The following is a 12538-nucleotide window of genomic DNA, read 5'->3' on the forward strand; positions in this document are numbered from 1 at the left end:
ATTATACCTCCATACTTATGTTAAACTGCATTATATCCAGCTTCAAATGCTTCAACATTTTTGGGATTATATTTACTTTTACCTTTGTCCTCAAAATATTTACACATAGCTTCAATAAATTGCTCTTTCTTAAATATGCTTGTAGCTTTTATTAATGCTCCCAGCATTACTATATTTGAGCCTTTTGAATTGCCTACCTTAGCTGCCAGCTCCGTTGTCGGAATTTTAACCACCTTGATATTATCTCTATATTTCCTGTCTGGATCTACAATAGAGCTATTTACAAAAAGATATCCGCCTTGTTTTAAAATATTCTCAAATTTATCAATTGCAGGACTGTTCATCGTAAATAGTATATCTGGTTCTTTGCAGTATGGACTTGCAATTTTACCCTTGCTGATTTTGACATTGCAATTTGCTGTTCCTCCCCTCATTTCTGAGCCATATGACGGATACCAGCACACATTCTGTCCAATGTTCGCACCTGCATTAATAAGCATCATTCCTGTAGTCAAGATGCCCTGACCTCCAAATCCCGCACATATAATTTCAACCATCTTATTTTCCACCCCCATCAACATACTCACCAGTCTTATAATATTTAGACATCACAGTATCTATCCTTTCAGCACATTTTTGAGGAAGCATACCTAAATCTACATTTGTTGGACATGGTGATAATATTTCTACCAGACAGTATCCTTCATTATTCATATGCTTTTTAAATGCCTTTTTTATATATTTTTTAGTTGTTCTTATATCCATGGCATTGGCAACTGAACCTCGTGCCAAATATGCTATGTCAAATTTACCAATTGCGTTTACTATGTCAAAAGGTTTACCTGTTTTAACAACATTTCTTCCATTTATAGACGATGTAGTTTTCTGCCCTTCCAAAGTAGTTGGCGACATTTGTCCGCCAGTCATTCCATAGACTCCGTTGTTTATCACAATTACCATTACATTGTCATTTCTTATTGCTCCATAAATTGTTTCACTAAGCCCTATAGAATAAGCAGCTCCATCACCAATATAGGCTAAAACCGGATTTTTTTTTCTTACTGCTTTAACTCCTGTGGCTGTTGGTATAGGTCTTCCATGTGCAGCCATTATTGTATCAAATCTCCATGTATCTATATTTAGAGAAGAACAAGCTACATCTATTACAGTAAGCAACTTTTCTGTAAGTCCCATTTCTTCGGCAACTTCTCCAATTAATCTCGCCACTATACCATGACCACAGCCAGGGCAAAACGAGGTTTCTGAAAAGGAAATAGATTCTGGTGCTTTAATTTTCATAATTATACCTCCTTATTCGCTAATATGTCTTTTACTTTTCCAATTATAATATCTGTTTCAGGCACTTCTTTTACTGTAGCATAGGAGTAAACATGATATTTGTTACCTGTAGCCAATATCACATCATCAACCATCTGGCCCAAGATGTTCATTTCAACACTCATTAATGCCTTGCAGCAACCTGACAGTTCTTTAAATGCTTCAACCGGAAACGGCCATAATGTAATTACTCTGATCAGACCCAGTTTTATACCTTGCTTTCTTGCAGTTTCAACAGCTTCAATACAAACCCTGGAACTTATTCCGTAAGCAATCAATACAACCTCCGCATCTTCTATCTGTATTGACTCCCATCTTTGTTCATTTAGTTCAATTTCCTTGTATTTATTGATCAAATATGAGTCATAATTATCGATATAATATAGTTTGTTCGTTATTTTTCTTTGAATATCTCCTTTTTTGCACCCTTTTATAGACCATTCATATTTATCAATATTATGTTCTTTCATTTCTGGCAGTTCCACTTTTTCTACCATTTGGCCGATTGCTGCATCTGACCCAATAAGAACAGGGTGTCTGTATTTTTCTGCCAGATCAAATGCTAGGCATACAAGATCTGCGTTCTCCTGGACAGAATTTGGAGCTAATACTATAGTTCTATAATCTCCATGTCCACCACCTCTTGTAAGCTGCCAGTAATCTCCCTGACTTTGTCCAACATCTCCCAATCCGTTTCCATATCTCATTACATCAACAATTACTGCCGGAAGATCAGCAGCTACCAGGTAAGATATTCCCTCCTGAAATAATGTAAAACCTGGTCCCGATGATGTAGCCATAACTCTGGCTCCTGCTGCAGATGCACCAAGCAGCATATTTATCCCTGATAATTCTGATTCAGTTTGTATAAAATCTCCACCTGCTTCTTCCATTCGCCAGGACATATATTCCAATATTTCAGTCTGTGGTGTAATAGGATATCCACTATAAAATCTACAACCAGCTCTAATAGCAGCTTCAGCCATTGCTTCATTACCTTTCATCAACACTTGTCTCATAATTTTACCTCCTTTATTTATGTTAATTCTTGTTTATGCCAACTCAAAAACATAGTCAGGACATACAGTGTAACATACACCACATCCTACACATTTCTCTTCATCCACTTTTATCACGGCATAGCCTTTTGAATTGAATTCTTTTGAAATTGAAATTGCTTCTTTAGGACATGCTTTTACACAATAATAACAGCCCTTACATCTTTGGGTATTAGGTTTAGCTTTTTCCATTATTCCACCTTCTATCAAATTTGATTATATTATATATTGTATACTATATATAATATATAACTTTATTCTTATAAAGTAAATAGTTTCTACATATTTTTTTAAAGTTTTCATACAACTTCAATAATTTATAGGGTTTGTAAATGAGAAGTTAATACATCCTCCAGGCGATGCTGACAAAATCCGGTACTATAAATGCTTTTAGTAATTTTAGAGCCCGGTATTTTGAAAATCTAATAAAGATTGATAAACTCGTTATATTCAAACATATCAATCTTTATATATTTTCTAAAATACCGGGCTAAGAATTACAATAAAAGCATTTAATGTACTTATATTTTGGCAGTATCTTCCTTAAGTATAGATTAACTTTAAAATTACAAACCCTATAACATTTCATTTTTCATTTTTTAATTTAACATATATATAAACTGGTATTCCTATCAGCATAAATATAAACCCATATGTTACAACATCTTGACCAGATCCATATATTGCATATACAGCATAAGCAAAAGCTGTAATCCCAAGCATAGAATCTTTCATAAAAGAAGCTAAATTAAATGGCTTTTCCCTGGTTGCAAAAAGCATTATTTCCGAAGCTGCACCAAAAGCATAGAACACAAGCAGTGACATTGTTGCAAACAATACTAAAAAATTATAAATACTTCCCTGATTCGTTATACAACCTATAAACATAACTATTGACATGAGGACTGCATTAATAATCAATCCAAAATAAGGCGTTTTATATTTAGAGTGCAATTTACTGAATATTTTCGGAAATAGTTCTTGCTCTCCAAGGGAGTAAGCTATCCTTGCAGAAGATAATATCCATGCACCAACACAACCAAAAGCAGAAATGCAAACTCCCAAAGATATGAATCCTCCTACCCAATAACCACCGGTAACATTATATATAATATCTGAAAAAGGAGACCTGGATGCAGCTAACTTAACCTGTGATAAGTTTCCATCAGCAACTACTATTAACAATAAATATAAAATAAATACCAAACCTGTACCGATAATTGTTGCCAGTCTTACATTCCTTACATTTTTCACTTCTCCCGCAACCATACTTGCTCCCTCAAATCCAGTAAAAGACCAGAGAGTGTACGCAATTGCAACAGGTAGTACTGTATATCCAGAAGTTTTAGGTGAAGATACTGTATTTAAGTTGCCAATATTAAAATGAGGTATGGATATAGCCAAAAATACTAGTAAAGGTAACAATTTTACTATTGTTAGAATTAAATTTACATATCCCGCTTCTTTAATGCCTCTAATGTTTATAAGTGTATATAGCCATATGATAAATATGCAAACTATCGCTTTATAAAATCCATTTTTAGCAAGGGATGGGAAAAAATAAGTTGCATAACTTATTCCTCCTAATATAATTGCTCCATTTGCTATCCAGCATCCGGACCAGTAGGACCATCCCACAAAAAATGCAGGGAGATCTCCAAAAGCTTCTCTTGTATATACAACGGCAGAACCGGATAACGGCATTTTTTCACCCATTTTTGCAAAACATAGTGCTAACAGCATAGTACCGCTTCCTGTAATAATAATTGCCAAAATTGATGCCCTGGGATTTGCTAACTCTGCAAGTCCTTGTGGAGTCATAAAAATTCCAGAACCAATCATCTGTCCTACTACAACAGCAGTTGCAGTAAATAATCCCAAATCCCTTTTTAATTCTATAGAATTTTGTTTATCAATACCTTCTTTAATATTCATCTTACCCTCCATTCCAAAATACAGGAATCATATTCAATATTAAAAGCTGGAGAAATATTAAAAATTATTTCTCCATGCTATATCTATTGATTATTAATATTGAATATCCTGTCTATTCTTTTAAAGCTCAGGATATTAACGATCGATGGAACTAAACACCTTCAGTATCTTTCACCAATTCACTGATTTTTATGGCATGGCGTCTAATTAAGAATGCACATACTATAGCAACTACACAAGTCCCAGCTAGGTACAGAAATATAAGAGTATATCCTTTATTTTTAAGTCTATCAAGCCAATTTCCAAACATTACAGACATAAACAAATCTGGAGAATAACCGATTACAGAAGCTAATCCAATTACAGTTCCTGTAACTTTTGCTGGAATTTTAGTTTCATTAATAAGTGAAAATACTATACTGTATGAAGCCAAACCAAATGCACCTGGCAAAAGTGTATATATGCTCACCATTGTAGCATTTGCACTTGTTGGAATCAGTAATACACCCAAGAATAGCACTACAAGTACACTGAGTGTAATTGTTAGCCATTTACTTGTTGATTTAAATACTTTATCCGCAATATAACCTGAAATCGGAGATAATAGCATAAACAGATAGTTTCTTATAATCGAATATACCCCTGAATTTGTAGGTGATACGCCAACAACATCTGTAAGATATGGCGTAAAATACGAAGTACTTGAGAATAAACTGTATCCACAAAAAACAACTACCGCAAACAACCAAACATATGGATTTTTTATCAAATGGCCAACATCTTTAAAGTGAAATTTCTCGTCTTCCGATATTTCGACCTTAACATTTTCGTCTTTTTTAAGAAACAGAAATACCAGCAGAGCTGCAACTGCAGTTGCCAATGCATAAACCATTACTACGTTAAACATGACGCCTTTTGTTGTTTTTGACCACCCCGAAACCCATAAAGCTAATGTATTAAAGCCGACTCCTGTCAATCCATTTACTGCGTAATATATACCAAACATAGTTCCCTGTTCTTTTTCAGAACCAATCATTCTTACAGCCTTAAGCAGTGATGCCCAAAAAACCAAAACTGTAGTAAATGAAAATAGGAACCAGATAACTAATGCTATCTTATAGTTCATAGTAAAGCCATATACAATTGTTAATGCAGTAGTACTCAAAAGAGAAAAAAGTAAGCATTTTCTAGGTGATAACTTATCAGCTAGAATTCCTCCAGGAATATACAAGATCATATTACCTATACCATACATGCTAAGCAAAAATCCTGATTGTGCGTTTGTCATACTCATTGCTGCAATTTGCTGGTCATAGAATACATACTTGATAAATGGAATTAAATAAATTGAACCTCCACTTACACCTAATGTTATTATGGATAAATACTTTTGGGTTTTATCACTCAATTTAATATTTCCTCCTTAACTTATATTTTAATTTGCAGCAACACTTAAGCCATCTTTAATCACCTTTAGGAACTCATCCATCTCCTCTTTTGTACCAATAGTTACCCTTATATGATTTTTATATCCCCATCCGCTGCATGGTCTGACAATTACTCCTTTTTTCAACATATATAAACCTAAGTTATCTCCATCACATGGAACTTCAAAAAAGATAAAATTTCCATAAGGCTTTGTAACTTTTAAATTTAGTTTTTCAAGTTCTCTTGAAACTCTTTCTCTTTCATTAATTAACAAATTTGCTGCACGTTCAACATGAGGTGTATCAGATGTCAAGCACTCTATCCCTCCAGCGAGAGCAATTCGATTTGCATTAAAAGGTTCACTTACTGTATCAAAGCCATTAATAACTTGTGGATTCGATATTATATACCCTAATCTTGCACCAGCCAATCCATAGTATTTCGAAAACGTTTTAACAGAAATGACATGCTTGTCCTTTTTTATATAATCAACTATATTCGGTAATTCATCTTTATTTGAAAATTCTGCATAAGCTTCATCAAGTATAATCCATCCTGTTTCAGGTAATGCATCTAGTATTCTATCGATACCTTCCTTCTTAATAATTGTACCAGTAGGATTATTAGGATTGCATAACCAGACTAATTTCGTTTTAGGATTAATATTTTTTATAATATCATCAATGCTTATCGTATAATTTTTATCTAAAGATACCTCTCGAACAATCCCACCCATTAATTTAGTAATTTCACGATATAATCTATAAGTTTGTGTTGGCACAATAGCTTCATCTCCTGACTCAATAAAAAGTCTTGCTATTGTTTCCAAAACTCCACCGGCTCCATGTCCAAGACCAATGTATTCAGAACTCAAGCCAAATTTTTTACCTAGTATTCCTCTAAGCTTAATAAAATTTGCTTCTGGATATATGCCAATCATACTTAACTGATCTTCCATTGCTTTTAATGCATTAGGAAATGGCGCATAAGGATTCTCATTGGAACCTAATTTTATAACCTTAGTTAAGTTAAATTCTTTCTTCACATCATCCATACTTTTCCCGGAAACATAAGCCTCTGCTTCATATACTTCTTTTCGAGCTCCTAAAATAAACATTATAAATCACCCTTTCATTATAGTATTTTATTTAAAACAGTGTACAATATATAATATACTATATATTGTACACTGTTTTTCTTATAAGTCAAACTAAATATTATCGAATAAATTTTGCACACTACTCTGAATTTTATTTTGGAAAATAAAGAGGCTGCTACACTAAAATTCTTAGCGTGACAGCCCCTTCACTGTTTTTAATTTAGATTTTTTTGAAAATTCGATTTTATCACAATATCAATAAATAAAATATTTCGACAATTATAAAGGATAATTTATATATAATTCTTCACCTTGACTACTTTCCCATCCTTGATATATACTCTCGGAATCCTCCTGCTAAACATGCAAAGTACCTCATTTCTTATATTACCTAAAATACTTTCTATATCTGTGGCATCAAACTTTAAGTTTCCCTGACTTCCCATGAGAATAACATCATCTCCAACTTTTACATCTTCAATATCTGTTACATCAATCATACACTGATCCATACATATATTGCCGACAACCGGAGCAAATTTTCCATTTATTATTACCTTTGCTTTTCCGGAAAGCAATCTCGTATATCCATCAGCATACCCTATAGGAAGTGTTGCTATTTTGCTTACTCTCTCAGTTTTAAATTTTCTTCCATATCCAACATATTTACCTGCATCAAGAGTTTTCAGATGTACAATGTTAGCCTTTACTGTCATAACAGGTTTAATTGAAAGTTTACTCTTGTCCACATGATCTGATGGATAATAACCATACAATATTATTCCCGGTCTAACCCCGTCACAATACGTTTCTGGCAAATCTATTATCGCTGCACTATTACTAATATTTTTTATTTTAATATTCAATCCTCTTTCTGAGAGCTCATTTAAGAACCACTTATATTGATCAAATTGAAGCTTCGAATAGGCTTTGTCCTCTTCATCAGCTGTTGAAAAATGTGAAAAGATACCTTCTATTTGAATATTAGAAAGTTTACTTATATTTACTGCTTCCTCTACACTTTCTTTTGTTGGAAGGAAACCTATTCTGCCCATCCCAGTATCAACGGCAAAATGTATCTTTACAGTTTTATTTTTATTTTTCGCAAATTCATCTAAGTTCTTTGCATAATCATAAGAAAAGACCACTGGTTCCAAATCATAATCAATTATATCGGGGAAAAGTGTATCCGGCGTAACACCTAAAATATTAATAGGACATTTAAATCCTTCTTTTCTCAATTCTACACCTTCGCTTACAATCGCTACAGAGAGTCTTGTCGCCCCATTTTCTAATAATACCTTTGAAACTTCTGCTACCCCATGACCATATGCATCAGCCTTAACTATACCAAAAATCTCACTAGTACCTGCCCTTTCCTTTATATTCCTCATATTATAAGCAAGATTATCAAGATCTACTTCTGCCCAGACAGGCCTGTATTTTTTAAACATGTCACATTGCCCCTTCCTAATTTATATTTAAAATGTTAATATTATAAATCATTGAATATGTAAATACGAATTGTACTAATTATAGCATAAAAATATGACTAAACTCAAAAATCATTTAATCTTTTTTGAGAAATTAAAAAAGATTAATACTATTCTTATTTCAAAAAACTAGAATAGTATCCTTAAAATATATTTGACAACATTTAAAATTCATAATATAATACTAAGAAATAGTTTTAAGAAGCTTTGATAGGAATCAAGTAAGTATACAGTATTTAAAGAGAGTGATATCTGGTGGGAATTCACAATATCTGTATATTGAAAACTCATCCTTGAGCTGTTTGACTGAACTTGTAGTAGGTTAAGCCGGTTTAAACACCGTTATTTTATTAAGAATAAATTTGGATGGTACCGCGGTATTGTTTCTCGCTCCAAGAGAATCAAGCCGCGTTTTTATTTTTATAGATAATTTAATAAAAAATTGCAGTCAAAAATTATGATAGAGAATAAGTAAATATAATTATATCTTAAAGAGAGTGGGAATGGTGAGAGTCCACATTTATATTATATTGAAACTCACTCTTAAATTGCGATCTGAAAACCAGTTTATAGTAAGATTAGCCGGATTAAACCGTTAAACATTCATGAGTAATAAATTTGGGTGGTACCGCGATAGACCTTTCGCCCCATAGGAGAGGTCTATTTTTTTACTCATTTTTAGATCATAACTATTAAAATTATATCTGAAAATAGCTTAAATAATTTGAATATTAATTTTTACTCATTGAATGGAGGTAATTTTATGTCAGAAGTTAATTGTATTTGTGAAAAGATGGATTATGTTCCAATATCCAAATTGCACTATAAAATTTTATGGCTTATAGGACTTGGAATATTTTTAGATGGTTTTGATGTATATTTAGCAGGTGGTGTTTTAGGTGTTCTACTAAAAAGCAACTGGTCTACAATAAGCCTAAACGCGACTTTCATATCAGTAACATTTATAGGACTATTAATAGGTTCTCTTCTTACGGGATTTTTAGGTGACCATTTTGGACGTAAATTTTCATACCAGCTTAATCTGCTGATATTTGGAGGAGCTTCCTTAATTGCGGCCTTCTCTCCCAATATGATCTTTTTAATTGTTCTAAGAGGAATAATGGGAATTGGACTTGGTGCCGAAATCGTAACTGGTTACGCTTTACTTGGAGAATTTGTACCGTCAAAGACGAGAGGAAAGTGGGTATCTATGCTTTCTCTTATAACCAATGTGTCTACCCCGGCAGCTGCATTTTTAGGATACATTATTATCCCAAGATTCGGTTGGAGATGGATGTTTGTATTCGTAGGTGTATTTTCCCTTATAGTCTGGATTTTGAGAAGGGACATGCCAGAATCACCAAGATGGTATGAATCAAAAGGTATGCATGAAGATGCAGAAAGAATAATAGACGCATTTTACAAACAGGCAGAAATAGAATCATCTACTTCTATAGATAAACCAAATGTGGTCAAAACCAAAAAATCTTCAAATGAAGACACAGGAAGATTTTTGGATTTATTCAAAAAAGATATGATTTCAAGGACTATAGTTGGATGTGTTGTATTAATTGCAGTAAATACATTAATATACACATTTGTAAGTTGGGCTCCAACCTTTTTCTTGAGAAAGGGAATAAATGTATCAAAATCTTTAGGCTATACAACTATAATGATGGTAGGTGCACCCCTTGGAGCTTTGATTGGCGGTTTTATTGTAGACAAATTTGGACGTAAATGGTGCATTACCTTATTTATGCTCGCAGCTGGAGCACTTGGCTACGCATATGCATCTCAGACTACAATGTGGACAATACTTACACTTGGATTCTTTCTTACTGTAATAATATATATACTTCTTACACTTGGACTTGCAATTTATGTACCTGAATTATTTCCTACTAATATAAGATTTAGAGGATCAGGTTTTTGTAATGCAGTAGGAAGACTTGCCACTATCTTTAGTCCTTATGTGGTAGCCTCAATACTTAAAAACTATGATACTAAAGCAGTTTTTACAGTACTTGGAATCTTACTTATAATAATTGCATTTATTATTGCAATCTTTGGTATTGAAACAAAACAAAAATCCTTAGATGAAATTTAATACGAATTTATATTAGAGTATATCTATTAAGCTTATAAAAATAGAGAGGACTTTAGTTAAGCACATCCTCTCTATTCTTTAAGCATAAATTGAATTTTGATATATAGGTTTGTAATTCCAAGTTTAAGTTATACGTAAGCTGACATTTTGGAAATGTCAGCCGAAGTATAACTTAAGCTTTCATTTACAAATCCTATACAGTAAATTTATTAACTATATCAGTAAATTTCTGTGATAATTCTGCTTGACTCTGCGCAGAATTTGCTATATCCTCAATTGCTTTTGTAACCTCACTTACACTTCCAAGTATCTCTTCAGAACCAGCTGCAGATTGTTCAGCCGTTGATGCTGCATTTTCAATTGCCGAATTGATCTGTGATACCATTTGCCCTATTTCTTTCATAGATGAATCTACATGTTCGGCAATCACATTTAAGGAATCAGCATCTTTCTCATATTGAACTCCTGTGTCCATAAAAAGCTGGGAATTTGCCTGAACTTCATTTGAAATATAATCTAATACTTCATTACCGCTTTTTGACAGGTTATTAAAAGCATTTTCAACAGCCGATACCATTTTATTTATTTTTCCAACAGCATCAGACGATTGCTCGGACAATTTTCTTACCTCATCAGCTACAACTGCAAATCCTTTCCCATGCTCGCCGGCTCTTGCAGCCTCAATAGCCGCATTAAGTGCAAGTAAATTGGTCTGTTCTGATATCTGCGCAATTGAATCCGCCATAAGTTTGACATCTGAAACAACCTTTCCTTCTTCAATCGCCTTTAAAATGTTTTCCCTCTTCTCAACATATATATTTTTGCCTTCTTCTAAGCTCTTTGAAGCTTTTTGTTTTACATCGATCGCACGGCTCTTTATCTGTGTTGAAAATTCTGCTGCCTGCTTTGCCTCGCCAGAAAGTTTAATTACATTTTGGCTCATATTTTGCGAGGAAGCACTTATCTCCTCTGTTGTACTGCTCAAATTCTGAGAACCCTTTGCTATTTGATCAGTGGATTCATTTACAGATGACATCATTGAAGATATTTCTTCTGTAGTTGCTGATAGTTCTTCACTTGAAGCTCCCATTTCCTCGCTTTCATTAATTATCTCCACTATAAGTTTCTTTATGTTATCATTTGCACCGTTCAATTTTTCAGCTATCAAAGATATTTCATCTTTATTTTGAACTTCTATCGTATTATTTAATTTTCCTTTGCTGAGTTCATCACTAAACTTAAAAATTTTATTAATTTCCTTCAATAAGGAATTTGTAATTCTTTCTCCAATTAATACCGCCATAACAAATCCTATTATAGCAATTATTATTATAATTAAAAGTGAAATTCTGTACATATTACGATTTAAATTGTTATCACTTTCGGCTTTTTTAGTATTAATTTCTACTAAATTTTCACAAGTCGTAGTTATTTTATTCCTATATGAAGCCGCTTTTTGGTTTAAAACCATAGCTTCATCATATTTTCCCGATTCCATTAAATTTAATATCTGATTACAAATATTCCTCCAATCAGTTAATTCACCATCAAATCTTTGGAGCAAGACCTTTTCATCCGCAGTTAAATTTGTTTCCTTATATTCCTTTAAAATTTTATCATTTTCAGCTCTAAGATTATCAGTTACTTCTTTAGTTGCTTGAGTCTTGCTTTTATCCCTGCTTTCTACCAGGTTTATAATCTCAAGTCTAAGATGCATTGAATTCGCATCAAATTTATCCAAATTTTTTATTGTTTTTAAATCGTCCTGATATAAATCATTAGACTTATGATTTATACTTCTCATACCCAATGCACCAACTATACTTGTTAATACTATAAGTAAAATCATTACCGAAAAACCCAATGTTAATTTTTGCCTAATTTTTAGATTATTGAATACATTCATATCATTTCCCCCCATGCTTGTTAAATTGTAATGTAATTTAATCAATAATATAATCATATTAAATAATTATATTAATCAATAATTATTTTCCATTAGTAATATAATACTACCAAATAAGTTATAAATCAACAAATTTTTCAGTTTATAAAGAATACCTCCAACAAAAAATTGTCA

General features: G+C 32.8%; 10 protein-coding genes and 2 other annotated features. Of the genes, 1 reads left to right on the forward strand and 9 read right to left on the reverse strand.

The annotated features are described in order from the left end of the window. Positions 1 to 20 precede the first annotated feature (20 nt). The 8 genes from D4Z93_RS07555 to alr form a co-directional block, all read right to left on the reverse strand. Positions 21 to 557, reverse strand: coding sequence for a 2-oxoacid:acceptor oxidoreductase family protein (locus D4Z93_RS07555; RefSeq protein ID WP_119972042.1), 537 nt, complete (start codon positions 555 to 557; stop codon positions 21 to 23). A 1-nt stretch (position 558) separates the two neighbouring features. Next, on the reverse strand, positions 559 to 1299 hold the full coding sequence (locus D4Z93_RS07560; protein WP_119972044.1) for a thiamine pyrophosphate-dependent enzyme: 741 nt from the start codon (positions 1297 to 1299) through the stop codon (positions 559 to 561). A gap of 2 nt (positions 1300 to 1301) precedes the next feature. Beyond that, positions 1302 to 2357, reverse strand: a complete 1056-nt coding sequence (gene vorB, locus D4Z93_RS07565; protein ID WP_119972047.1) for a 3-methyl-2-oxobutanoate dehydrogenase subunit VorB — start codon at positions 2355 to 2357, stop codon at positions 1302 to 1304. Positions 2358 to 2390: 33 nt separating this feature from the next. Continuing rightward, a complete protein-coding gene (locus tag D4Z93_RS13325) occupies positions 2391 to 2588 on the reverse strand; it encodes a 4Fe-4S binding protein (protein ID WP_119972049.1) in 198 nt (65 codons plus the stop codon). 393 nt (positions 2589 to 2981) lie between these two features. After that, a complete protein-coding gene (locus tag D4Z93_RS07575; RefSeq protein ID WP_162920274.1) occupies positions 2982 to 4331 on the reverse strand; it encodes an APC family permease in 1350 nt (449 codons plus the stop codon). A 151-nt stretch (positions 4332 to 4482) separates the two neighbouring features. Next, positions 4483 to 5739 (reverse strand): MFS transporter, encoded by a 1257-nt coding sequence (locus D4Z93_RS07580; RefSeq protein WP_162920275.1) that lies wholly within the window; start codon positions 5737 to 5739, stop codon positions 4483 to 4485. A gap of 27 nt (positions 5740 to 5766) precedes the next feature. Further along, a complete protein-coding gene (gene hisC, locus D4Z93_RS07585) occupies positions 5767 to 6876 on the reverse strand; it encodes a histidinol-phosphate transaminase (RefSeq protein WP_119972056.1) in 1110 nt (369 codons plus the stop codon). Positions 6877 to 7151: 275 nt separating this feature from the next. Continuing rightward, positions 7152 to 8312, reverse strand: a complete 1161-nt coding sequence (gene alr / locus D4Z93_RS07590; RefSeq protein ID WP_119972059.1) for an alanine racemase — start codon at positions 8310 to 8312, stop codon at positions 7152 to 7154. A 237-nt stretch (positions 8313 to 8549) separates the two neighbouring features. Further along, positions 8550 to 8749 (forward strand) — a binding site (T-box leader). Positions 8750 to 8799: 50 nt separating this feature from the next. After that, positions 8800 to 9004 (forward strand) — a binding site (T-box leader). A 110-nt stretch (positions 9005 to 9114) separates the two neighbouring features. On the opposite strand from alr, the gene D4Z93_RS07595 reads away from it, so the two are divergent. Further along, positions 9115 to 10458 carry an MFS transporter gene (locus tag D4Z93_RS07595; protein WP_119972062.1) on the forward strand — a complete coding sequence of 448 codons (1344 nt, stop codon included), beginning with the start codon at positions 9115 to 9117 and terminating at the stop codon, positions 10456 to 10458. Positions 10459 to 10651: 193 nt separating this feature from the next. Here the strand turns inward: D4Z93_RS07595 and D4Z93_RS07600 are convergent, their stop codons facing one another. Then, positions 10652 to 12364, reverse strand: a complete 1713-nt coding sequence (locus tag D4Z93_RS07600) for a methyl-accepting chemotaxis protein (RefSeq protein ID WP_119972064.1) — start codon at positions 12362 to 12364, stop codon at positions 10652 to 10654. Between the last annotated feature and the right edge of the window lie 174 nt (positions 12365 to 12538).

It is taken from the genome of Clostridium fermenticellae, assembly GCF_003600355.1.
Classification (GTDB): Bacteria; Bacillota; Clostridia; order Clostridiales; family Clostridiaceae; genus Clostridium_AV; species Clostridium_AV fermenticellae.

What these genes read in the sequence shown, in the direction of transcription:
- D4Z93_RS07555 (WP_119972042.1), bottom strand. Translation starts at nt 557, where the DNA reads ATGGTTGAAATTATATGTGCGGGATTTGGAGGTCAGGGCATCTTGACT.
- D4Z93_RS07560 (WP_119972044.1), bottom strand. Translation starts at nt 1,299, where the DNA reads ATGAAAATTAAAGCACCAGAATCTATTTCCTTTTCAGAAACCTCGTTT.
- vorB (WP_119972047.1), bottom strand. Translation starts at nt 2,357, where the DNA reads ATGAGACAAGTGTTGATGAAAGGTAATGAAGCAATGGCTGAAGCTGCT.
- D4Z93_RS13325 (WP_119972049.1), bottom strand. Translation starts at nt 2,588, where the DNA reads ATGGAAAAAGCTAAACCTAATACCCAAAGATGTAAGGGCTGTTATTAT.
- D4Z93_RS07575 (WP_162920274.1), bottom strand. Translation starts at nt 4,331, where the DNA reads ATGAATATTAAAGAAGGTATTGATAAACAAAATTCTATAGAATTAAAA.
- hisC (WP_119972056.1), bottom strand. Translation starts at nt 6,876, where the DNA reads ATGTTTATTTTAGGAGCTCGAAAAGAAGTATATGAAGCAGAGGCTTAT.
- alr (WP_119972059.1), bottom strand. Translation starts at nt 8,312, where the DNA reads ATGTTTAAAAAATACAGGCCTGTCTGGGCAGAAGTAGATCTTGATAAT.
- D4Z93_RS07595 (WP_119972062.1), top strand. Translation starts at nt 9,115, where the DNA reads ATGTCAGAAGTTAATTGTATTTGTGAAAAGATGGATTATGTTCCAATA.
- D4Z93_RS07600 (WP_119972064.1), bottom strand. Translation starts at nt 12,364, where the DNA reads ATGAATGTATTCAATAATCTAAAAATTAGGCAAAAATTAACATTGGGT.